The sequence below is a fragment of the Pseudomonas sp. Bc-h genome (assembly GCF_002080045.1).
Lineage (GTDB): Bacteria > Pseudomonadota > Gammaproteobacteria > Pseudomonadales > Pseudomonadaceae > Aquipseudomonas.
Genome location: NZ_MUIN01000001.1, coordinates 44414 through 67754, shown reverse-complemented (window position 1 = coordinate 67754; position 23341 = coordinate 44414). Strand labels below are relative to the sequence as shown.

The window sequence follows — 23341 nt, the reverse complement described above, 5'->3', positions numbered from 1 at the left end:
CGAAGCAAGGCTGGGTGTCTTGTCAGAATCTCGGAATCAGACAGGCTTGGCGCCCATGAGGCCGGCAATCGCGACAAAGCAAACGGCGCTGAAGATCGCCAACCCCAGGGTAAATTTCGAATTGCCGACAATCACCGGCCTCCGGAGCCGGTTGACCCGTACGGCCAGCCAAGCCCAGCTCAGGGCGCCAAAGGTATAGAGAATGCTCGCCCCCAGCAGCCAGATCTGCCCCAGCGGCCAGCCGGCGTAATGAACCAGCCACCAGCCGCTGATAGGCAACGTCAGCAGGCACAGCCCCATCAGCAACCAGACGAATACCCACGGCCGCTGCATGGCGCGATTCTGAACGGTCAGATCCCCCGCCCTGCGTCCGCGGATGATCCAGACCGTCAGTGCAATGCCGCAGATAAACAGCAGCGCAGTGGTGACCATGTGCAGGATTTTCAGTGCGGCGAAGTGTTCCATCGCGGTTTATTCCTTTGAGGCAGTTGGTTTGAGCGTAGCAGCACGGCCGAAAACCTCGCCGCGCCGCCCTCTCTCTGTCGCAGTCCGGCTCGCCGGCGGTAGCTATTTCCAAGGCGCCACCGCGCTGCAAGCTCCCTCCCACAAGTACGCAGCGCTGCCGGCGATATCGTGTTCTCAGCCCAAAAACAGTCTGTATGCCGGGTTATTCGTCTCGTCCCAGTACGGGTAACCGATCTCCGCCAGCGCCTGCGGCACCAGATGCCGCTCTTCCTCAGGCACCACCAGCCCCGCGACCACTCGCCCGTCCGCCGCACCATGATTGCGGTAGTGGAACATCGAGATATTCCACTTGCCGCCCAGCTTGTTGAGGAAGTTGAACAGCGCGCCTGGCCGTTCAGGGAATTCAAAGCGCAACACCACCTCATCGCTGACCCGCTCCGAATGCCCGCCGACCATGTGCCGCAGGTGCAGTTTGGCCAGTTCGTTATCGGTCAGGTCCAAAACCGGGAAGCCTTGCGCGCCAAGGCTGGCGATCAGGGCCTTGCGCGGGTCGTTCTCAGGGTGCGTCTGCACGCCGACGAAGATGTGCGCCTCGCGGTCGGTGTGGTAGCGGTAGTTGAATTCSGTGATCTGGCGCTTGCCGATGGCTTCGCAGAACGCCTTGAAGCTGCCCGGCTGCTCGGGAATGGTCACRGCAATGATCGCTTCGCGGCCTTCGCCCAGCTCGGCGCGCTCGGCGACATGGCGCAGGCGGTCGAAGTTGACGTTGGCGCCGGAYTCGATGGCCACGAATGTCTGGCCCTTGACCTCGTACTGTTCGACGTACTTCTTGATGCCCGCAGCACCCARGGCGCCCGCAGGTTCGGTGATCGARCGGGTGTCGTCGTAGATGTCCTTGATCGCCGCRCAGATTTCGTCGGTGCTGACGGTGATCACTTCATCGACGTAATCCTTGCAGATGTCGAAGGTGTGCTGGCCGATCTGCGCCACCGCCACGCCGTCGGCGAACAGCCCGACTTGCTGCAACACCACGCGCTCGCCATAAGCCATGGCCTGTTGCAGGCAGTTGGAATCGTCCGGCTCGACGCCGATGACCTTGATCTCCGGGCGCAGGTATTTCACGTACGCCGCAATGCCCGCGATCAGCCCGCCGCCGCCCACCGGCACGAAGATCGCGTCCAGTTTGCCCAGTTTTTTCGCCGCCAGCGCCAGGCCTTGGGCGTGATTGCCCGCTGAGGCCGTGACCACGCCCCGCGACAGTTCTTCCGCGCTCAGCTGCGCCAGTTTGTTGTACGCGCCGCGAATCTTGAAGGAGAAGACTGGTTGCAGGTCTTCGCGCTTGAGCAACACCTGGTTGCCGAGCCGCTCGGACAGTTGGCGAGCGCCATGCAGCGGGGTTTCCACGGCAACGTCGTAAACGCGGGAGGTGAGGATTTTCTTGACGTACTGTTCGAGCATCTGGAAAGCATCACTGGCGAAGGGGCAAGGCCGAGAAGTCTACCCCGCGACCCGACGCACGACCACACCAAGAGTCAGGCTTTAACCACGGCATGCCGTTATAATGCCCGCCCTTTTTGTGTCCTTTGGCCCCCGTGGAGCCCCGCATGACCCAGGATCAACTCAAACAGGCCGTTGCTCAGGCAGCCGTCGACTTCATCCTTCCGAAACTCGACGATAAAAGCATCGTGGGTGTCGGCACCGGCTCCACCGCCAACTGCTTCATCGACGCACTGGCTCAGCACAAGGGCGCGTTCGACGGCGCGGTCGCCAGCTCCGAAGCCACCGCTGCCCGCCTCAAGGGCCACGGCATTCCGGTTTACGAGCTGAACACGGTCAGCGACCTGGAGTTTTACGTCGACGGCGCCGACGAGAGCGACGAGCACCTGAACCTGATCAAAGGCGGCGGCGCGGCCCTGACCCGCGAGAAAATCGTGGCTGCTGTTGCCAAGACCTTCATCTGTATCGCCGACGGCAGCAAGCTGGTACCGGTTCTGGGCGCTTTCCCGCTGCCGGTGGAAGTCATCCCGATGGCCCGCAGCCACGTGGCACGCCAACTGGTGAAGCTGGGCGGCGACCCGGTGTATCGCGAAGGTGTGCTGACCGACAACGGCAACATCATCCTCGACGTACACAACATGAACATCACCAACCCGGTAGAGCTCGAAGCACAGATCAACGCCATCGTCGGCGTGGTCACCAACGGCCTGTTCGCGGCACGCTCGGCAGACTTGTTGCTGCTGGGAACTCAGGAAGGCGTGAAAACCCTGAAGCGCTGATCTCATCACGATCAACGCGGCGCACCGTTGGAATGCGCCGCTCGTGAGAGGGAGCTTGCTCGCGAAGAGGACGGTACATTCGATACAGTTCGGGTGTCGGCACCCATGCCTTCGCGAGCAAGCTCCCTCCCACGGTTTCAGTACAGGCAGGAAAATAGAGGGGCCTGATTACTTCTTCCTGAACACATAAAACAGATTCGGCTCGCTCACCAGATACAACGTCCCGTCATCCCCCATCGCAATGCCTTCCGCCTGCGGCACGCTTTTGCTCAGCCCCATGCTGCCTTTGCTCAGCGAGACATTGCCCACCGGCCTGCCCTCGGTATCCAGCTCCAGAATCTGCCGCGACTCGTCGGACAGCGCCAACAGGTGCCCGCTGCGCTCATCGAACTGCAAACTGGAAAGATCCCGAACGAACAGCCCGGCATCGCGCTGCTTGCTGGAGGTCACTTCGAGGACGTTCGGCGAGCCTGGATCGAGATTAGGGAATCCGCGCACTTCAATGATCTGCACCGGCCTACGTTCCTTGGCTACAAACAGGCGCCGCCCCTGGTTGTCATAGGCCAGCCCCTCATAGCCGCTGTTACCGCCAGCGTCGATGCCCAAGGTCAGTTGCTCGGCGTCCGCCGAGTCGAGAAACAGCGTGTCGTCGTCGACATGCACCTTGATCAGACGCTGGTCGTACTCGTCGCTGATCACATAAGTGCCAGGGCTGATGTACTCCACCGCCTCAGCATCGCCAAACCCGGTCAGGGGGATGCGCCGCAGAATCCGCCCTTCCAGGCTCAGCTCCACAAGCTCGGGGTCTTTATTGGTCACGGTGAACAGGGTCTTGCGCTGGGGATCGAAGCTCAGGGCTGAAACATTATCCTGGAGCCCCTCAATCTCCCTGGCTTCAACCACCACTTCGTAATCGTCGAGCCCCAATGCCTGCGCGTCGCTGGCCTGCCAGAACACATGCCAGTTGAACCAGACACGCTCGATCACCCTATATTCACGGGTGACCAGGTACGAAACAGCCAGCAACAGCAGAATCAGGAGAGTGAGCAGAACGCTATTAAGGGGGGAAAGACGACGCATGTGTGGAGCTCGATGACGAACAGGAGGCGCTTTAATATCACTCTAGTCTGAAACCAGCCTTAACCTGAGTAGGCAAGATCAGCATTTTCATTCGGGGCTTGTAGCACCGCTTGCCGGCGGCGGCGCTGAACTCGCCACCGCCGGCAACCGGAACGCCGCCCGGCCTTGTGGCTACAGGGTCTGACGTACGCCCTGGACGGCGTCTTTATTTCTTCTTGAACGAATAAAACAGGTTCGGCTCGCTGACCATGTAGATCGTACCGTGCTCGTCCATTGCCACGCCTTCCGCGCGCGGGATGGTCTGGCTCAGGCCGTTGAGCCCCCGCACCAGCGCCATGAAACTGACCTTGTTGCCCTTCTCGTCCAGCTCCAGCAGCAAGTGCGACTCGGCAGACAGCACCAGCAGATGCCCGGTTTTCTGGTCCGAATACAACGCCGACAGATTGCGCATGATCAGGTTGTCGTTAGACAGTTTCTGCTTGTCACCCTTCAGCACGGCAGTGCCGTCGGACTTCCAGCTGAACAGCGCAGGCGGGCGCTCCTCGCCGAGCAGAATCTGCTGATTCTTCGCGTCCCACGTCACACCTTCAAACGCCTTGTTCTGATCCACCGACGGGCCCAGATCGTATTTCGGGAAGTCAGCGATGTTCAGCGTCTTGGTTTCCGGGGTCACAGTGGTCATGGTCATCAGGTGCTGACGCTCATCGACGATCGCAATCACACCGTTACCCAACACCATCACGCCTTCCGGGTTGCTCCAGCCCACCAGTGGAATCTTGCGCAGCACTTCGCCTGTCAGGCTCAACTCCGCGAGGAATGCATTCTTGCCCATCACCGAGTAAAGGGTTTTGCTGACCGGGTCATAGGACAGATCCGACGCCTCGTCCTTCTCCAGCCCTACCAGCGACTTGCCGTCGATATCGACCTTGTAGTCCGGCAACCAGACGCTGGCCGCACGCTCGGATGCCGAAGCGCTCTGCTCGCGCAGCCACAACAGACCGCGATCATCCCAATGCCACGCGTAAGACAGGCCGACAAAAATCACCACCAGGGCGATAAACAGCCAGGACCAGCTGAAGCGTGGCCGGCTTTTAGGTTTGCGCAGTTGCGGAGCATCAGCAGTCATCGAGGCGGTCCTGAAAGAATTCCATTGGCACAGCGGCACTGCGCTGCGGTCGGCGAGGGATTATCCAGATCGCGTGTGAAAAAAACGGCAACCCGGGCACTCCCGATACATCCTGTTTGCACACAACAAAAAAGGCCGCCTGAGAAGCATCACAGGCGGCCCTTGATAGCCGAAAGCGCTTTCGATCAGCGTACGTCGCTTTCGAAGCGGCTCTGCCCCGCAAGCTCCAGCACGACTTCGTCGCCGACATTGAACGGCCCGAAGCCCGCTGGCGTGCCCGTCATGATCAGGTCGCCCGCCTGCAGCGAGAACTGCGAAGCCATGTACTGAATCATCGGCACGATCGGGTTCAGCATCTGGCTGCTATTGCCATCCTGGCGGACTTCACCGTTGACGGTCAGGCGGATCGAGATGTCAGCCAGGTCAGGGTAAACGTCCGGGGAAACGAAGGGCGCGATCACCGCTGCGCCGTCGAACGATTTGGCAATTTCCCAGGGCAGGCCTTTCTCTTTGAGCTTGGACTGCACGTCACGCAACGTCAGGTCCAGCCCCGGCGCGAAACCGGAAATGGCGTCCAGCACTTCTTCGCGGCTCGGGTTCTTGCTCAATGGCTTGCCGATCAGGACGACGATTTCAGCCTCGTAATGCACCGAACCGCGGTCCTGGGGAATGGTGAAACCACCCTCGATCTCCACCACGCAACTGCCCGGCTTGATAAACAGCAGTGGCTCGGTCGGCACCGGGTTATCCAGCTCTTTGGCGTGCTCGGCGTAGTTGCGGCCGATGCAGACGACCTTACCCAGCGGGAAGTGAACCTTGGTTCCGTCGACATACTTGTGCTGATAGCTCATGAGCGCTCCTGAATACTGGGGTCGTACGGTTTCAGCTTTTATGGCTGGCAGGGCAAAGCGCAGCTTACACCGCGAAAATCTTGCCCGGGTTCATGATGCCGTTCGGGTCGAACACCGCTTTCACTGCCTTCATATATTCGATTTCCACTGGCGAGCGGCTGTACTCAAGGTAGTCGCGCTTGACGAGGCCGACGCCATGTTCGGCAGAAATCGAGCCGTTGTACTTCTCGACGATCTCGAATACCCACTTGTTGACCGTCGCGCACTTGGCGAAGAACTCTTCCTTGGCCAGATTTTCCGGCTTGAGGATGTTCAGGTGCAGGTTGCCGTCACCGATGTGGCCGTACCAGACCACTTCGAAGTCCGGGTAATGCTCGCTGACGATTGCGTCGATTTCGTTGAGGAACGCCGGGACCTTCGACACGGTGACCGAAATGTCGTTTTTGTACGGGGTCCAGTGGGAAATGGTTTCCGAGAGGTACTCGCGCAATTTCCAGAGATTCTGCAACTGCTGCTGGCTCTGGCTCATCACGCCGTCAATGACCCAACCCTGCTCCACGCAATACTCGAAGGTGGCCAGCGCCTCGTTGGCGATCTCTTCGTTGCTCGCTTCGAATTCCAGCAAAGCATAGAACGGCGTTTTGGTTTCGAACGGCTCGGGCACGTCGCCACGGGCCATGATGCGGGCCAGCCCCTTGTCGGAGAAGAACTCGAACGCTGTCAGGTCCAGCTTGCCGTGGAACGCGTGCAGCACTGGCATGATCGCGTCGAAGTCCGGGGTGCCGAGGACCATGCAGGTCAGGTTCTTTGGCGCGCGGTCCAGACGCATCGTGGCTTCCACGACAAAACCCAGCGTGCCTTCGCCGCCGATGAATAGCTGACGAAGGTCGTAGCCTGTGGCGTTCTTGATCAGGTCTTTGTTCAGTTCGAGGATGTCGCCCTTGCCGGTCACGACTTTCAGGCCCGAGACCCAGTTGCGGGTCATGCCGTAGCGAATGACCTTGATCCCGCCGGCATTGGTGCCGATGTTGCCGCCAATCTGGCTGGAGCCAGACGATGCGAAATCCACCGGATAATAGAGGCCGTTTTCTTCTGCGTAGTTCTGCAGCTGCTTGGTGATTACGCCGGGCTGGCAACGCACTGTGCGGTCGGTGACGTTGAGTTCAAGAATCTGGTTCATGTAATCGAACGACACGACCACTTCGCCGTTCATTGCCACTGCCGCGCCGGAAAGCCCGGTTCGACCGCCTGACGGCACCAATGCGACCTTGTGCTCGTTGGCCCACAGCACCATCGCTTGAACCTGCTCGATGGTTTTCGGGAAGACAATGGCGCTCGGCGCGGGAGCGTATTGGCGGGTCCAGTCCTTGCCGTAGGCTTCAAGGGAATCTGCGTCGGTCAGGACTTTGCCAGGCTCAACCAGGGTCTTCAGCGCATCAATTACGGCAAGATCGATCATCAGCGAACTCTCGAACTATTCATGGTGATCCTGAGAAAGCTTCACGTCGCAGGAACGGGTATTTAGCGGGGCACATATGCTAGCATACCGCCCCCGCAGAGACGTGCCTGAGGCCGACCTGCGAAGGCGCCGTTGCGCCGTGAGGCCAGCTCAAGCTGTCCATTCCTGCCATTTATCTCCGGGACACAGGTTTACGCAGATGAGCAAGACTTCCCTCGACAAGAGCAAGATCAAGTTCCTTCTTCTCGAAGGCGTCCACCAATCCGCAGTCGACGTCCTCAAGGCCGCCGGTTACACCAGCATCGAGTACCACACCAAGTCTCTGCCGGAAGCCGAGCTGAAGGAAAAGATTGCCGACGCTCACTTCATCGGTATCCGCTCCCGCACCCAACTCACCGAAGAAATGTTCGACTGCGCCAAGAAACTGGTCGCAGTGGGCTGCTTCTGCATCGGCACCAACCAGGTTGACCTGAACGCCGCTCGCGAGCGCGGTATCGCCGTGTTCAACGCCCCATACTCCAACACCCGCTCTGTGGCGGAACTGGTTCTGGCCGAGGCGATCCTGCTGCTGCGCGGCATCCCGGAAAAGAACGCTTCCTGCCATCGCGGTGGCTGGATCAAGAGCGCTGCCAACTCCTTCGAAATTCGCGGCAAGAAGCTGGGCATCATCGGCTACGGCTCGATCGGTACTCAGCTGTCGGTTCTGGCTGAAAGCCTGGGCATGCAGGTGTTCTTCTACGACCCGTTGACCAAGCTGCCATTGGGCAACGCGACCCAGGTCACCAGCCTGAACGAACTGCTGGGCCTGGCCGACATCGTCTCTCTGCACGTACCTGAGCTGCCATCGACGCAGTGGATGATCGGCGAGAAGGAAATCCGTGCCATGAAGAAAGGCGCGATCCTGATCAACGCTGCTCGCGGCACCGTCGTCGAGCTCAACGCTCTGGCCGACGCGATCAAGGACAAGCACCTGATCGGCGCCGCCATCGACGTGTTCCCGGTCGAGCCTCGCTCCAACGACGACGAGTTCGAAAGCCCGCTGCGCGGCCTGGACAACGTGATCCTGACCCCGCACATCGGCGGCTCCACTGCCGAGGCTCAGGCCAACATCGGTCTGGAAGTGGCGGAGAAGCTGGTCAAGTACAGCGACAACGGTACGTCGGTGTCCTCGGTCAACTTCCCGGAAGTGGCCCTGCCGGCTCACCCTGGCAAGCACCGCCTGCTGCACATCCACGAAAACATTCCTGGCGTGCTGAGCGAGATCAACAAAGTGTTCGCGGAAAACGGCATTAACATCTCCGGTCAGTTCCTGCAGACCAACGAGAAAGTCGGTTACGTGGTGATCGACGTTGACGCCGAATACTCGGACCTGGCGCAAGAGAAGCTGCAGCACATCAAAGGCACCATCCGCAGTCGCGTTCTGTTCTAAGCCGCTTTTTCAGGGCCATGAAAAAAGGAGACCTTCGGGTCTCCTTTTTTTGTGCCTGGATTGTGGTCACTTCACTGTAATGGTGATCTTCTGCGACTCTACGACCGGGTTGAGCGGCACGTGGTTCTTGTCGCCCACCAACAGCTGCAAAGTGTGCTGGCCCGGTGTCAGGTTCAGCTCGGTTTCGGTCTGGCCCTTGCCGAAGTGGCGAATGTTGTCGGTGGTCGGCAGCGGCGCGTTCATGTCCGGCTGATCCTTCACGTCGATCAAGAGGTGATGATGGCCGGTATCAGGAACATCGACCCCTGCTGGTGCAACACCCATGCCCTTGAGACCGAACTGGACCTTGAACGCACCATTGACGACGGCGCCGTCCTTGGGCGAGATGATGTAAACCTCGGCCCCTGCTGGCGACGGAGTGCGCGGCACGTCGGCGGCCTGCACCAGGAATGTCGAGCCCAGCAGCAGGCCAGCCAGGGCAGTTCTTGCAAATAAGGTCTTCATGATCTCTCCGGTTCTTGGTTTTATGAACGCTCTGTCTCGGACCGTGAGCAGGAAGTATCGGTTCACGGACCCAGGATAAACGCTCTGGCACAGCGTTCACCTTAGCCCCGCTGCGGACCCAAATGTGCTGCTTGCCGGGTTTATGTAGAAGATTTCATCTTGTGGGCGTTTACAGCTCGAACGGCTCGTTGCCGCGACGGCGGAACCAGCCGGTGAGCGACAAGCGTTCACGGGTGGCGGGCAGGACTTCATGGGGCATATCGCCGGACAGGAACACCACCAGACAGCCGCCGTCGGGTTGAACGTCGTACTCGGTGCCGTCCTTGAAGAACATGCGCAACTGGCCGCCGTGATCGGGCTGCCAGGCGTCGTTGAGGTAGATCACCGCAGAGACCATGCGCTTGTCATCATCGCGAAAGCGATCGACGTGGCGGCGATAAAAAGCACCTGGCGGATAGAGCGCGAAGTGACTTTCGAAGTCCTCAAGCCCCATGAACAATCCGCGATTGAGCGCCTGGCGCAAGCTGTCCATCAGCTCCATGTACAGGTCGCAAGGCTCGGCCTGCCCGGGTTCAAGCCACTGGATATGATCGCCGCGAATCCCTTCCCGAACCTCCTGCGCAGGCCCGCGCCCTACCGCTGCAGGCGCAAGCTCACCTTCAGCTGCGCGCTTGCGGCATTCAAGGGCCAGCTCGCGGGTCAGATTGTCTGAAAGAAAGAGGGGCTGCTGCGACCAGCCATGTTCGGCCAGGTCGTCGACGATTCGTAACAGCAGTGGGTCGTCGGGGGATATGCGCATGGCCGGCATAGTATCCATACGCCGATCAATCCAACAGAGCCCGCGGTCTGCTGGCGAAAGTTTATTTTTCGGGGTTTAAACAGCCGCGACCGATTTATACGAAATACCGCCGAACCCATGGATTTTCGCGGGGTCTGGCAACTGTTAACTCGACAAATCCCCGCCGCCCCGCCGAGAATAGCGGCCTGCCGACAGGAGTCTCTAATGCGCCGTCTGTTTTTCCTGATGTTGATGTTCTGCACCATGCCCGCCTGGGCAGACGGCCACGACCAGCTGTACAAGGTCGCCGGCTGGCCAGAACAACGTGCGCATTTCAACGACGCTCTCAAAGCTGCACAACAGCGCTACAAGAACAGCCTGCCACCCGCCGTCTTCGACGCTCTGGTCAGCAACAGCAATCAGCGCTTCGCCCCGCAAGCCATGGATCAGCGCGCAGAGCAGAAATTACGACAGACATTGCAGGACCCGACCCCCGCGCTGCAATTCTTCCAGTCGCCACTGGGCCGCAAGATCGTCAATGCAGAACTGACGGCTACCCGCCCCGATCAACTCGCAAAGAACGCCCAAGGTTTGCCGAAGATGCAGGTCAGCGACGATCGCCTGCTTATGATCGGCCACCTCGCCAACGCGCTGCCTGCCAAGGAAGCTGGCGCCGAAGTGAGCCTTGCCATTGCAGGCGTGGCCGCCGACAGCCTCAGTTCGATGATTCCGGGATTGATGGGCGGCGGCACGACTCAGGCCATGCTCGATGGCCAGCGCCAGCGCCTGATGGGCCAGATCAGCAACGACATGAACAACACGCTGCTGTACGTCTACCGCGACTTGACCGACTCGGAGCTGGAAGAATTCTCGACCTTTGCTGAATCCAGCGAAGGCAAGGCCTATTACCAGGCTGCGCTGGCGGCGATTCGTGCGGGGCTGGCGGTTGGGCAGAGTCTGAAATAACCCACAGCCTCCCAGATTGCCCCTACTCGTGTATCAGTTCGGCTTGCCGGCGGTGGCGTCATCGAAATCGCCACTTCCCGGCAAGCCGGACCGCTACCGGAAACATCACCCCATCCGCTGCGTCAAAAACCCGAAAAATCGTTCGCGCAATTCCGGCAGTTCATTCGCCAGATGATGTCGCGCTTCGTGCAGCATGAAGATCTGCGGGTGGTCGAACTTGTCGTTGAGCACCGCCAGATTGTGGCTCCAGTCCACGGTCATGTCAGACTCGCCCTGCACGATCAAAGGGCTGCGCGGGCTACGAGGGGCGTTCTCGATTCGCTCGATCCACTTCGCCAGCGCACCTACCCAGACCGTGGGTAAACGCCGCGGCTGCAGCGGGTCGGCCATCAGAAAGGGCAGAAACGCGGGGGCGTTGGAGTTTTCGCTGAAACGCCGATCTATGCCTTTGACGAACGCCCGCAGCAGGTAATAGCTGACCTTGGACCACGCCCAGCCACGGGGCCGCACTAAAGGCGCGAGGAGAATGGACTGCCCTTGCGCCGGGCTTTCATCGCCATGATTGAGCAAGTGATCGATGACGATGGCACCGCCCGTACTCTGACCACACAGGTGCCAGGGTTTGGGCAATTGAAGCATTTCGGCTTCGACGAACAACCGGTCGAGCACCACCTGATACTCAGAAAAGTCGGTAATGCTTGCCCGCGTCCCGCTGGACAGGCCATGCCCCGGAAGGTCGCAGGAAATCACCGCGAATCCGAGCTCCAGCGCCCACTCGATGACATGCCGATACAGCCCCATGTGGTCATAGAACCCGTGGACCAGCACCAGCGTCGCCACAGGCTGCTCGGGCATCCAGAGTTGAGTGACGATCTCATAGCCGCCAATCTCGAAACGCCCCAGTTGGCTGCCGACCCGCCCTTCGCGGCCCAGCCCCACAAGATTGTAGAAACGCTGGTAGGCCCGGGCTTCGTCGGACGGCGCCAGCCGGGCATTGAGCGGTTGTAGCCCGGCTCTCAGGTGATCCGGGTCGAACGTGTTGGACATCGGCATTCCAGCTCAAGAAAAACAGCAAACAAAAAGTGACGACTGCCTGTGAGTTTCTTCTGTCCTCTCAGGCGTGGCAAGCTACGTCACCCAAATCGAAGCCACCCCATGACCGCTCGTTCACGAACTCCAGGAAGCACGTTTTTCATTGCGCTGGCCTTGCTCATCTGCGCGGCCGGGTTATGGGCTGGCTATCGGTGGTTTGAGGGGCGATACGTCCGCGCGTTCAGTGACAAAACCGCGCTGTTTGCAGGTGACGTGCTGAACCTCCCGGCAGAACTCGCGGGGCCGGGGCGTATCCGGGTCGTGCACTTCTGGGACCCCGCCTGCCCCTGCAACGTCGGTAATCAGCAACACCTGACCGAACTGGTGGAGCATTTTGCGGGCGCCAGCGGCGTGGATTTCTACGCTGTGCGCAAATCCGGTACCCAGGGACAGCTGCCCTCTACGCTGAGTGCAATCAGGCCCTTGGACAGCCTGCCGGGTGCCGACAAAATCACCTCAAGCCCCGCTGTGGCGATCTGGGATCGTCAGGGCAACCTCGCGTATTTCGGGCCTTACAGCGAAGGGCTGGTGTGCAACTCACAGAACAGCTTCATCGAGCCCATCCTGCTGGCGCTCAAGGCCGACCGGCCGGTCAGCGCAACACATACGATGGCTGTCGGTTGTTATTGCTCGTGGGCTCCGTGAGACCAATTGCTGTAGCAGTCAGTCCGGGCGGCGCTCCGTTTGCCGGCGGTCGCGATATGTGGGACGCCACCGCCGGCAAGCCGGACTGCTACTGATGTTCAAGATGACTAATGGGTGTCCTTGTAATCGATCACGTACGGCAGCTTCTCGCTCGCGGTCTTGGTGAGGGTCTTGCGTTTGACCGATTTGAAACCGCCCAGCTGTTTCGCCGTCATGCCGCCGCCAATCGCTTTGCTCGACGGTGACTTGACCATCAACTCGCTCGCCGCCTGCAGCGCCTGGTGATAACCGCTGCGCTCACTTAGGTTGAAATCCGCTAATTTCAGCCGGTCACGCAGCCAGTCCGCCCAGTAAAACTCAAGAAACTCCGGTGACACATCCCCAGCCTTGGGTTTGTCGTAGGCCGCGCCTCGAACGAAATAGACGATGCTGCGCAGGATGTCGTTCTGCATCGACTTCAAGCCGACATGGGCGGGCAATTGCTCGGGCGAGAGCCCCTGCCCGTTGCCGTCCTTGAGCCAGACCTTGTGCGCCTTCTCCATGCGCGCCCAGAAGGTCGGCAGGTCAGCGCTGTCGCTGAAGTCATCGGTGATGCGCACCTTCATCTTCATCTGCGGTCCCGCGCCTGGCTGCTCCCACAACGTGGTGAAGGTGTGATGGCCGTCCGTGAGGTAGAACTGGCCGCCCGGGCCGACTACCACCGTTTTCATCTCTTGCGGATGCGCGTTTGCCTCGTCCTTGCAGCTGAAGGTTTCCGGCTTTAGCGGGTCGGCGCTGTCACTGATCGGTCTGGCCTCGTCCTGACCGTTGCTTTCGCAGATCTCATCGAACAGCTTCTGGCGATCCTTGGCGAAGCGCTCGAGCTTGTAATACACCTGATCAAAGCCGATTACCGCCTGGGTCGGATGGACCTGCTCAAGGGTGACTTCGATGATGTCGCCGGGCTTGGGGCCGGTGAAAGCCATCGCTTGCGTGCATAAAAGCATCAGCAATAGCGCAAGGCTGCGGGATTGAATTCGCATGTTCAAGGCTCCGGATGACCTGAGGTTGAGCTTAACGCAATATCCCACTGGCACGACTTCGAACCTGCTGCCGGATCAAACAGCCAGCTACCCAGCCTCAGGACAAATCTGTAGCCTTTCGGACTTCTCAATTATCTTCCGAGCCCCTCTGGATGAAACGCAGCCTTTGGGTCACCGCTGTGCTGGTCGTTCTGATCGCTGGCGGCGGTGCCTGGTATATCCACAGCAAGCAGCCTGTGCGCAGCGGCGAACTGGCCCTGAACAGCCTCAAGGCCCCGGTTAGCGTGCGTTACGACGAGCGTGGCGTGCCGCATATAAAGGCCGGGAATCAGGACGACCTGTATCGCGCCCTCGGCTACGTGCACGCTCAGGATCGGCTGTTCCAGATGGAGATCCTGCGCAGACTGGCGCGTGGGGAGCTGGCTGAAGTCCTTGGGCCCAAGCTGGTGACGACCGACAAGCTGTTCCGCAGCCTGCGCATTCGCGAGCATGCCGACGAGTACGTCGCCCGGCAGGACAAGAACACCCCCGCCTGGAAAGCCCTGCAAGCCTATTTGGACGGCGTGAACCAGTTTCAGGCCACTCACCCCAAGCCCGTCGAGTTTGACGTGCTGGGGATCGACAAACGCCCGTTCACCGCTGAAGACACCCTCAGCATTGGCGGCTATCTGGCTTACAGCTTCGCCGCTGCGTTTCGTACCGAACCTCTGCTGACGTACGTACGCGACCAACTGGGGCCGGAGTACCTGAAAGTTTTCGACCTCGATTGGCAGCCACAAGGCGCACTGGGGCAAACGCCCGCGCTGAGCAGCAAGGACTGGAAAGGCCTGAGCGATCTGGCACAGCTCAGCCAGCAGGCGCTGGAAGACGCGGGTCTGCCTCAGTTCGAGGGCAGCAATGCGTGGGCGGTGTCGGGCAGTCGCACGCAAAGCGGCAAACCCTTGCTGGCAGGCGACCCGCACATCCGGTTCTCGGTGCCTGCGGTCTGGTACGAGGCGCAGCTGTCGGCACCCGGTTTCGAGCTGTATGGCCACTTTCAGGCACTCAACCCGTTCGCTCTGCTCGGCCATAACATGGATTTCGGCTGGAGCCTGACCATGTTCCAGAACGACGACGTCGATCTGATCGCCGAGAAGGTCAACCCCGACAACCCCAATCAGGTCTGGTACCACGGCGCTTGGTCAGACATCACGTCACGCCCCGAGCAGATCAAGGTCAAAGGCGAATCACCGATCACCTTCACCTTGCGCCAGTCGCCCCACGGCCCGATCGTCAATGACGTGCTGAGTGCCAGCGGCATTCAGGATCACGCTGATACGCCGGTCGCCATGTGGTGGTCGTTCCTTGAGTCAGAGAACCCGATTCTGCAGGGTTTCTATGAGGCCAACCGCGCCGATACGCTGGAAAAGATGCGCAGCGCCGCCGAGAAGATTCAGTCCCCCGGTTTGAACGTGGTCTACGCCAATGCCAAGGGCGACATCGGCTGGTGGGCAGCTGCGCAGTTGCCCAAGCGTCCGGCGGGCGTGAACCCGACTTTTCTGCTCGAAGGCAGTACCGATCAGGCTGACAAGAACGGTTTCTACCCCTTCAGCGCCAACCCCCAGGAGGAGAACCCGGCACGCGGGTACATCGTCTCGGCCAACTTCCAGCCAGTGTCGCCAACCGGGATGGAAATTCCGGGCTACTACAACCTCGCCGAACGTGGTCGCCGGCTGAACAAGCAATTGAGCGACGATTCTGTGAAGTGGAACCTGGAGAACAGCCAGGCGTTGCAGTTGGGCACGCAGACCGACTATGCCGCTCAGATTCTCAAACCTTTGATTCCCGAGTTGCGCCGAGTGATCAGTGACCCCGAGGAGCATGATCTGATCGAGCGCCTTGCCAAATGGAAAGGCGACTACCCGGTGGATTCAGTCGGCGCGACGCTGTTCAACCAGTTCATCTACCACCTCTGCGACCAGACTTTCCGGGATGAGCTGGGCGACGGCTTGTTCGCAACGCTGCTATCGACGCGGGTCATCGACATGGCCTTGCCGCGCCTGGCGGCGGACGCGAATTCACCGTGGTGGAACAATCGCAACTCCCCGGAGCCGGAGAGCCGCGATAACACCGTGAAGGTCGCCTGGCATGCGGCGATTTCGCACTTGAAGTCGTTATACGGAGTGAATCCAGACGAGTGGGCCTGGGGCAAGGCGCATACGCTGACTCACGAGCATCCGCTGGGCCGTCAGCCGCCGCTGGATATGCTGTTCAATGTCGGCCCGTTTGCCGCGCCGGGCACCCACGAGGTGCCGAATAATCTGTCGGCGAGCATTACCACCGCTCCATGGCCTGTGACCTATGGCCCGTCGACGCGCCGGCTGATCGACTTCGCCGATCCTGCACATGCGCTGGGGATCAATCCGGTCGGGCAAAGTGGGGTGTTGTTCGACAAACACTACGCCGATCAGGCCAAGGCCTATGTCAGCGGGCAGTACACGCCGGAGCGGTTCAGCGAGGGGGATGTGGCGGGGAACAGCAAGGACGTGTTGAGGCTGGTGCCAGCTCACTGATCAAGGCTTGCTTGATCATTCCCACGCGGAGCGTGGGAATGTTCAGTGCGTGTTCAAAGGATCAAATCAAACCGGCTCAACCACCTGAGCACGACGTACGTCCGGCTGTTTCCAGCCATCTGCCGCAGCCTCTTCGATCGCCTGCTGAATCGCACGCTTGCGGTTGTTCTCGGCGCGACGGCTGAAGAACCACACCAGGAATGTCGCGATCGAAACCGCCAGCAGAATCAGGCTGGCAATGGCGTTGATTTCAGGTTTCACGCCCAGACGCACCGCCGAGAACACTTCCATCGGCAGGGTCGTAGAGCCAGGGCCGGAGACGAAACTCGCCAGTACCAGGTCGTCCAGCGACAGCGCGAAGGACATCATCGCGCCCGCCGCCAGTGACGGCGCGATCATCGGGATGGTGATCAGGAAGAACACCTTCCACGGCCGTGCCCCCAGATCCATGGCCGCTTCTTCGATAGACATGTCCAGTTCACGCAGACGCGCCGACACCACCACCGCTACATATGCCGCACAGAATGTGGTGTGCGCGATCCAGATGGTGACGATGCCGCGCTCCTGTGGCCAGCCGATCAACTGAGCCATTGCCACGAACAACAGCAACAGCGACAGACCGGTGATCACCTCGGGCATGACCAGAGGCGCGGTGACCAGGCCACCGAAGAAGGTCTTGCCCTTGAAGCGGGTGATGCGCGTCAGCACGAACGCCGCCATGGTCCCCAGCGCAACAGCGGCGACCGAGGTGTAGAGGGCGATTTCCAGCGAGCGCGCCACCGCGCTCATCAGTTGGGTGTTGTCGAGCAGGCCGACGTACCACTTGACCGACCAGCCGCCCCAGACCGTTACCAGCTTGGAGGCGTTGAACGAGTAGATCACGAGGATGACCATGGGCGCATAGATGAAGATCAGGCCCAGTACCAACATCAGGTTCGAGAATCGGAAGCTTCTCATGCCTTGCCCTCCAGTTCTTTGGCCTGGCTACGGTTGAACAGAATGATCGGCACGATGAGGATCAACAGCATCACCACCGCCAGCGCGGACGCTACCGGCCAGTCGCGGTTGTTGAAGAACTCTTGCCACAGGACTTTACCGATCATCAGCGTCTCGGGACCACCGAGCAGCTCAGGGATGACGAACTCGCCCACCACCGGAATGAACACCAGCATGCAGCCAGCAATAATGCCGTTCTTGGACAGTGGGACGGTAATTTTCCAGAAGCTGTTGAAGGTGCTTGAACCCAGGTCCGACGCTGCCTCCAGCAAGCTCTGATCGTGTTTCACCAGGTTGGCGTACAGCGGCAGAATCATGAACGGCAGGTACGAATAAACGACGCCGATGTACACCGCAAGGTTCGTGTTGAGGATCTGCAACGGCTCGCTGATCACGCCCAGCCACATCAGGAAAGCGTTGAGCAGACCGTTGTTGCTGAGAATGCCCATCCACGCATACACGCGGATCAGGATCGCGGTCCAGGTCGGCATCATGATCAGCAGCAACAGCACCGTCTGCATTTCCTTGCGGGCGATGGAGATGCCGTAGGCCATCGGATAGCCGATCAGCAGACACAGCAAGGTGCTGAAGAAGGCCATCTTCAACGAACCCAGGTACGCTGAGATGTACAGATCGTCGCCGGTCAGCAATGCGTAGTTGGCGAAGTTGAGCACGATGTCGAGCTTTTGCTCGGCGTAAGAAAAGATCTCGGTGTACGGCGGAATCGCGACGTCGGCTTCCGCAAAGCTGATCTTGATGACGATCAGAAATGGCAGCGCGAAGAACAGGAACAGCCAGAGGAACGGAACCCCGATGACCGCCTGACGGCCATTGGGCGTTATTCGATTGAGCGCTCGTTTGATCTTTCGCATTTTCATGACCGCAGTACCACGCCGCTGTCGTCTTCCCACCAGACGAACACTTCGTCATCCCAGGTCGGCCGCGCGCCACGGCGTTCGGCGTTGGCGACGAACGACTGAACCAGCTTTCCGCACGCCAGTTGCACGTAGAACACCGAGTGCCCGCCCAGGTAGGCAATGTCGTGGACCTTGCCGCGCGACCAGTTGTACTCGACGGTCGGCTGCTCGGTGGTGATGAGCAGTTTTTCCGGGCGAATGGCGTAGGTGATGTGCTTGTCTTCCACCGAGGTACTGACGCCGTGGCCGACATAGATATTGCGCTCAAGCTCCGGGCTGCGGATCAGCGCGTGGCCTTCCATGTCCTCGATCACCTCACCGTCGAACAGGTTGACGTTGCCGATGAACTCACAGACCAGACGGCTTGTAGGCGTTTCGTAGATGTCGACCGGGCTGCCGATCTGGGCGATCCAGCCCAGGTGCATGATCGCGATGCGCTGGGCCATGGTCATGGCCTCTTCCTGGTCGTGGGTCACCATCACGCAGGTCACGCCGACGCGCTCGATGATCTCCACCAGCTCCAGTTGCATCTGCGAACGCAGCTTCTTGTCCAGTGCGCCCATCGGTTCGTCGAGCAACAGCAGTTTCGGCTTCTTGGCCAGCGAACGCGCGAGTGCAACACGCTGACGCTGACCGCCAGACAATTGGTGCGGCTTGCGTTTGGCGTACTGGGTCATCTGCACCAGCTTGAGCATCTCGGCCACACGGGCGTCGACCTCGGCCTTTGGCAGCTTGTCCTGCTGCAGACCGAAAGCGATGTTCTGCGCCACGGTCATGTGCGGGAACAGCGCGTAAGACTGGAACATCATGTTGATTGGACGCTCGTACGGCGGCATATCAGTGATGTCGACGCCGTCGAGGAAAATGCGGCCCTCGGTCGGTCGCTCGAAACCGGCGAGCATGCGCAGCAGCGTGGACTTCCCTGAGCCAGAACCGCCAAGCAAGGCGAAGATTTCGCCCTTGTTGATCTGCAGAGACACATCGTCCACAGCAACCGTCTCATCGAACTTTTTCGTGACCCGATCGATTTTGACCAGCACCTGTTTAGGTTGCTGACCACCCTCAAGGGCTTTTTTGTAGGCGCCGGAGGCAACTGCCATGGGTGAAACTCCCAACTGTTCTTGCGCCCGACCGATATAGCCGGGCGCCAAGGTCTTTATTTACCGGATTTGATCTTGGTCCAGCTGCGCGTCATCACACGCTGAATCTTCGGTGGCAACTCGGAGTTGACGTACAGGCGCTGCTGCACTTCTTTGGAGGGATAAACCGACTCGTCATTGCGAATATCCTGATCCATCAATTCGCCCGACGCCGGATTCGGGTTGGCGTAACCGACCTGGTCGCTGACCTTGGCGATTACGTCAGGCTTGAGGATGTAGTTGATGAAAGCGTGAGCGGCTTTTACGTCGGGTGCGTCAGCCGGAATCGCCAGCATGTCGAACCACAGATTGCCGCCCTCTTTCGGGATCGAGTACGCGATGTTCACGCCTTTGCCCGCTTCTTCAGCGCGCGCCTTGGCCTGGAACACGTCACCGGAGAAACCGGCGGCGATGCAGATATCGCCGTTGGCGAGATCCGTGATGTATTTGGACGAGTTGAAGTAGGTCACGTAGGGACGAACTTTCAGCAGCTTGTCTTCAGCTTTTTTGTAGTCTTTCTCGTCGGTGCTGTTGGGGTTCAGGCCCATGTAATTCAGCACGGCCGGCATCATTTCATCCGCCGAGTCGAGGAAAGCGACGCCACACTTCTGCAGCTTCTTGATGTTCTCGGGTTCGAACAGCACAGCCCACGAGTCGATGGTGTCGACCCCCAGGACTTGTTTGATCTTGTCGACGTTGTAACCGATGCCGTTAGTGCCCCACAGGTACGGAACGGCGTACTGATTGCCTGGATCGTTCTTTTCCAGACGCTGCAACAGTTCAGGGTCGAGGTTGGAGTAGTTCGGGAGTTGCGACTTGTCGAGCTTCTGAAACGCACCCGCCTTGATCTGTTTGCCAAGGAAGTGGTTGGAGGGCACTACCACGTCGTAACCGGTGTGACCGGCCAGCAGCTTGCCTTCCAGGGTTTCGTTGGAATCGAAAACGTCGTATTTGGTCTTGATCCCCGTGGTGGACTCGAAGTCCGCCAGAGTTGTGGTGCCGATGTAATCGGACCAGTTATAAATGCGGACGGTAGACTCCGCGTAAGCACCGACGGCGAACGTCAGGCCGGCTCCCAGCAGCAAGCCTTTGGAAAATAAAGAAATAGACACGTTTGCAGTCCTTTTTAGTAGGTGGGCCTGTTGGCCGTGCCGACGACAGTAACGACTGCCTGTGACAAATCCGGCGCGCAACTTACCTTCGATAAACCCTTCTCGCAAAAAAACTTTTTCTTTCGTTCGTACTACCACGCGAACTCTGGAGCAGTCCGGCTTGCCGGCGGTGGCGGATTGACGGACGCTGCCGCCGCCAAGCCGGGCTGCTACGAGTTATGCATGTGCCGTCGCGGACGGCACATTTCGACCAGGCTTACTTGCCCGATTTGATGTTGGTCCAGCTGCGGGTCATGAGTCGCTGAGTCGCTGCCGGCAAGTCGGCAATCGCGTACAACTTGGCCAGAACGTCTGCTGGCGGGTAAACGCCTGGGTCAGAAGTGATTTCCTTGTCGACGAACTCGGTCGCAGCCTTGTTACCGTTCGGGAAGTGAACGGCATTGGTGATTTCGGCCATGACTTTAGGTTGCAGCAGGAAGTTCATGAACTTGTAGGCGCCGTCGACGTTTTCTGCGTCTTTCGGGATGGCGACCATGTCATAGAAACTGCCAGCACCTTCTTTCGGAATGTTGTAGCTGACCTTGACCTTGCCGCCCGCTTCTTCAGCACGCGCCTTGGCCTGATAAACGTCGCCCGAGTAACCCACGGCTACGCAGATGTTGCCGTTGGCCAGGTCCGAGATGTATTTGGAAGAGTGGAAGTAGGTAACCGAAGGACGGATCTTCTTGAACAGATCTTCGGCTTTCTGGATGTCTTCTTTCTTCTGGCTGTCGGTTGGCAGACCCAGGTAATGCAGCGCCACTGGCAACATTTCGGTCGGCGAATCGAGGAAACTCACGCCACAGGCTTTCAACTTGGCAGCGTTCTCAGGCTTGAACAGCAGGTCCCAGGAATTGACCGGCGCATCGGCGCCCAAGGCAGCCTTGACCTTCTCTGCGTTGAAGCCGATACCGATCGAACCCCACATGTACGGGAAAGCGTGCTTGTTGTCAGGGTCGCTGACCGACACGGCCTTCAACAGCGCGGGATCGAGGTTTTTGTAATTAGAGAGTTTGGACTTGTCCAGCTCCTGATACACGCCAGCCTTGATCTGTTTGGCCAGGAAGTTGTTGGACGGTACGACGATGTCGTAGCCCGACTTGCCAGCCAGCAATTTGGCTTCCAGGGTCTCGTTGCTGTCGAAGACGTCGTACACCACTTTGATGCCGGATTCCTTTTCGAATTCGGCAATGGTGTTGGGTGCGATGTAATCGGACCAGTTATAGACGTGCAGAACTTTGTCATCGGCGTGTGCAGCTGCAGCTACGGCGCCCATCAGGGACAACGCGAGGAGGGTTTTGCCAAATTTCTTCATTCGTACAGCTCCAATGTTTTATGTTAGCGGCGACTAAAACAACCGTTAGTCTGGCAATTTCCTGGGCGGGCTTACAAGCAGAGCGGCCTGCCTTATTGCATAACTTTCAAAGATTTCATCTGCACACCAACACATCGAACCATGCGGGGGTGCGCCTTCAACCCAGCGCACGCCTGCAGCGCCCTCTTCAGCTCTGCAACGCCTCAAGGGTCAGGTCCAGGCATTTGCGCGCTTTTTCCACCAACTCATCGATCTCGGCGAAGCTGATCACCAGCGGCGGCGAAATGATCATCGTGTCACCCACCGCTCGCATGATCAGGCCGTTATCGAAGCAGAACGTTCGGCAGATCATGCCTGCACCCTGACCTGCGTAACGCTCGCGAGTGGCCTTGTCTTTCACAAGCTCGATCGCACCGAGCATGCCGACGCCACGAACTTCACCCACCAGCGGATGATCGCTCAACTCACGCAAACGCTTTTGCAAGTATGGTGCCGTTTCCGATTTAACCCTTTCGACAATCTTCTCGTCGCGCAGGATGCGGATGTTCTCAAGCCCCACCGCCGCCGCAACGGGGTGCCCGGAATAGGTGAAGCCGTGGTTGAAATCACCGCCCTCGTTCAGCACTTTCACCACTTCATCGCGCACGATCACGCCGCCCATGGGGATGTAGCCCGAGGTCAGGCCCTTGGCAATGGTCATCAGGTCGGGTTTAAGGTCGTAGAAATCGCTACCGAACCACTCACCGGTCCGGCCGAAGCCACAAATCACCTCATCGGCGACGAACAGGATGTCGTATTTGGCGAGGATCTCCTTGATCTTCGGCCAGTACGTTGCTGGCGGAACGATCACACCGCCCGCACCCTGGATAGGCTCGGCAATGAACGCACCGACGTTGTCTTCGCCGACTTCGAGGATTTTCTTTTCCAGCTGCTCTGCGGCCCAGACACCGAATTCGTCCGGGGTCATGTCGCCGCCCTCACCGAACCAGTAAGGCTGAGAGATGTGAACAATGCCCGGGATCGGCAAGTCGCCCTGTTCGTGCATGTAAATCATGCCGCCGAGACTGGCGCCAGCGACGGTTGAACCGTGGTAGCCGTTCATGCGGCTGATGATGACCTTCTTGCTCGGCTTGCCCTTGACCGCCCAGTAGTGACGGACCATGCGCAACACCGTGTCGTTGCCCTCGGAGCCGGAACCGGTGAAGAACACATGGTTCATGCCTTCTGGCGCAACGTCGGAAATAGCCTTGGCCAGTTGCAACGCAGGGGGGTGGGCGGTCTGGAAGAACAGGTTGTAATACGGCAGCTCGCGCATCTGTTTGCTGGCGGCATCGGCCAGTTCGTCGCGGCCATAACCGATGGCAACGCACCAGAGACCGGCCATACCGTCGAGGATCTTGTTGCCTTCGCTGTCCCAGAGGTAAACGCCCTTCGCGTTGGTGATGATGCGCGGGCCTTTCTCTTTAAGCTGTTTGAAGTCGCTGAACGGCGCCAGGTGGTGATCGTTGCTGAGGGCTTGCCATTCACGGGTTTGCGGATTGTTGGAACTCATGAAACCACTCCATTGACTGGGTATCG

The 23341-nt window shown here is 59.3% G+C and carries 21 protein-coding genes; 5 read left to right on the top strand and 16 right to left on the bottom strand.

Going from position 1 to position 23341, the window contains the following annotated elements; all coding sequences use genetic code 11:
- Window positions 1-36: 36 nt before the first annotated feature.
- Window positions 37-465: a DUF2269 family protein gene (locus BWR59_RS00340; protein WP_081563663.1), complete on the bottom strand. Its 429-nt coding sequence runs from the start codon at window positions 463-465 to the stop codon at window positions 37-39.
- A 174-nt stretch (window positions 466-639) separates the two neighbouring features.
- The gene (gene ilvA / locus BWR59_RS00335) at window positions 640-1923 is read right to left on the bottom strand and encodes a threonine ammonia-lyase, biosynthetic (RefSeq protein ID WP_081563662.1); all 1284 of its coding nucleotides are present in this window, start codon (window positions 1921-1923) and stop codon (window positions 640-642) included.
- Between the two features lie 146 nt (window positions 1924-2069).
- Between ilvA and rpiA the strand changes: the two genes are divergently transcribed.
- The gene (rpiA, locus tag BWR59_RS00330; protein ID WP_081563661.1) at window positions 2070-2741 is read left to right on the top strand and encodes a ribose-5-phosphate isomerase RpiA; all 672 of its coding nucleotides are present in this window, start codon (window positions 2070-2072) and stop codon (window positions 2739-2741) included.
- A 168-nt stretch (window positions 2742-2909) separates the two neighbouring features.
- Here rpiA and BWR59_RS00325 read toward each other — a convergent pair whose 3' ends face one another.
- The 4 genes from BWR59_RS00325 to BWR59_RS00310 form a co-directional block, all read right to left on the bottom strand.
- The gene (locus BWR59_RS00325; RefSeq protein WP_081563660.1) at window positions 2910-3821 is read right to left on the bottom strand and encodes an SdiA-regulated domain-containing protein; all 912 of its coding nucleotides are present in this window, start codon (window positions 3819-3821) and stop codon (window positions 2910-2912) included.
- A 205-nt stretch (window positions 3822-4026) separates the two neighbouring features.
- The gene (locus BWR59_RS00320; protein WP_081563659.1) at window positions 4027-4947 is read right to left on the bottom strand and encodes an SdiA-regulated domain-containing protein; all 921 of its coding nucleotides are present in this window, start codon (window positions 4945-4947) and stop codon (window positions 4027-4029) included.
- 185 nt (window positions 4948-5132) lie between these two features.
- Entirely contained in the window at window positions 5133-5798 is a 666-nt protein-coding gene (locus tag BWR59_RS00315; protein WP_081563658.1) for a fumarylacetoacetate hydrolase family protein, read from the bottom strand.
- Window positions 5799-5862: 64 nt separating this feature from the next.
- On the bottom strand, window positions 5863-7257 hold the full coding sequence (locus BWR59_RS00310; protein WP_081563657.1) for an FAD-binding oxidoreductase: 1395 nt from the start codon (window positions 7255-7257) through the stop codon (window positions 5863-5865).
- Between the two features lie 199 nt (window positions 7258-7456).
- On the opposite strand from BWR59_RS00310, the gene serA reads away from it, so the two are divergent.
- Entirely contained in the window at window positions 7457-8686 is a 1230-nt protein-coding gene (gene serA / locus BWR59_RS00305; protein ID WP_081563656.1) for a phosphoglycerate dehydrogenase, read from the top strand.
- Window positions 8687-8752: 66 nt separating this feature from the next.
- On the opposite strand, the gene BWR59_RS00300 is transcribed toward serA, so the two are convergent.
- Both BWR59_RS00300 and BWR59_RS00295 read right to left on the bottom strand, forming a co-directional pair.
- Window positions 8753-9190, bottom strand: a complete 438-nt coding sequence (locus BWR59_RS00300; RefSeq protein WP_081563655.1) for a DUF4399 domain-containing protein — start codon at window positions 9188-9190, stop codon at window positions 8753-8755.
- 169 nt (window positions 9191-9359) lie between these two features.
- Window positions 9360-9998 (bottom strand): 2OG-Fe(II) oxygenase, encoded by a 639-nt coding sequence (locus tag BWR59_RS00295; RefSeq protein WP_081563986.1) that lies wholly within the window; start codon window positions 9996-9998, stop codon window positions 9360-9362.
- 195 nt (window positions 9999-10193) lie between these two features.
- On the opposite strand from BWR59_RS00295, the gene BWR59_RS00290 reads away from it, so the two are divergent.
- Window positions 10194-10934, top strand: a complete 741-nt coding sequence (locus BWR59_RS00290) for a DUF2059 domain-containing protein (protein ID WP_081563654.1) — start codon at window positions 10194-10196, stop codon at window positions 10932-10934.
- Window positions 10935-11039: 105 nt separating this feature from the next.
- Here the strand turns inward: BWR59_RS00290 and BWR59_RS00285 are convergent, their stop codons facing one another.
- The gene (locus tag BWR59_RS00285; protein WP_081563653.1) at window positions 11040-11981 is read right to left on the bottom strand and encodes an alpha/beta hydrolase; all 942 of its coding nucleotides are present in this window, start codon (window positions 11979-11981) and stop codon (window positions 11040-11042) included.
- Window positions 11982-12089: 108 nt separating this feature from the next.
- Between BWR59_RS00285 and BWR59_RS00280 the strand changes: the two genes are divergently transcribed.
- Window positions 12090-12671, top strand: coding sequence for a DUF6436 domain-containing protein (locus BWR59_RS00280; protein ID WP_081563652.1), 582 nt, complete (start codon window positions 12090-12092; stop codon window positions 12669-12671).
- A 107-nt stretch (window positions 12672-12778) separates the two neighbouring features.
- Here the strand turns inward: BWR59_RS00280 and BWR59_RS00275 are convergent, their stop codons facing one another.
- Window positions 12779-13693, bottom strand: a complete 915-nt coding sequence (locus tag BWR59_RS00275; RefSeq protein ID WP_081563651.1) for a ParB/Srx family N-terminal domain-containing protein — start codon at window positions 13691-13693, stop codon at window positions 12779-12781.
- A gap of 152 nt (window positions 13694-13845) precedes the next feature.
- Here BWR59_RS00275 and BWR59_RS00270 point away from each other — a divergent pair, with 152 nt between their 5' ends.
- A complete protein-coding gene (locus BWR59_RS00270; protein ID WP_081563650.1) occupies window positions 13846-16245 on the top strand; it encodes a penicillin acylase family protein in 2400 nt (799 codons plus the stop codon).
- 66 nt (window positions 16246-16311) lie between these two features.
- Here the strand turns inward: BWR59_RS00270 and BWR59_RS00265 are convergent, their stop codons facing one another.
- The 6 genes from BWR59_RS00265 to BWR59_RS00240 all read right to left on the bottom strand — a co-directional run bounded on the left by BWR59_RS00265 (window position 16312) and on the right by BWR59_RS00240 (window position 23315).
- On the bottom strand, window positions 16312-17202 hold the full coding sequence (locus BWR59_RS00265) for an ABC transporter permease subunit (RefSeq protein ID WP_081563649.1): 891 nt from the start codon (window positions 17200-17202) through the stop codon (window positions 16312-16314).
- A complete protein-coding gene (locus tag BWR59_RS00260) occupies window positions 17199-18119 on the bottom strand; it encodes an ABC transporter permease subunit (RefSeq protein WP_081563648.1) in 921 nt (306 codons plus the stop codon). The genes BWR59_RS00265 and BWR59_RS00260 overlap by 4 nt, the downstream gene beginning before the upstream one ends.
- Entirely contained in the window at window positions 18116-19258 is a 1143-nt protein-coding gene (gene potA, locus BWR59_RS00255) for a polyamine ABC transporter ATP-binding protein (RefSeq protein WP_081563647.1), read from the bottom strand. Before potA ends, BWR59_RS00260 begins: the two co-directional genes overlap by 4 nt.
- Before the next feature lie 56 nt (window positions 19259-19314).
- A complete protein-coding gene (locus BWR59_RS00250) occupies window positions 19315-20409 on the bottom strand; it encodes a polyamine ABC transporter substrate-binding protein (RefSeq protein ID WP_081563646.1) in 1095 nt (364 codons plus the stop codon).
- Between the two features lie 256 nt (window positions 20410-20665).
- Window positions 20666-21763 (bottom strand): polyamine ABC transporter substrate-binding protein, encoded by a 1098-nt coding sequence (locus tag BWR59_RS00245; protein ID WP_081563645.1) that lies wholly within the window; start codon window positions 21761-21763, stop codon window positions 20666-20668.
- Window positions 21764-21950: 187 nt separating this feature from the next.
- A complete protein-coding gene (locus tag BWR59_RS00240; protein WP_081563644.1) occupies window positions 21951-23315 on the bottom strand; it encodes an aspartate aminotransferase family protein in 1365 nt (454 codons plus the stop codon).
- Between the last annotated feature and the right edge of the window lie 26 nt (window positions 23316-23341).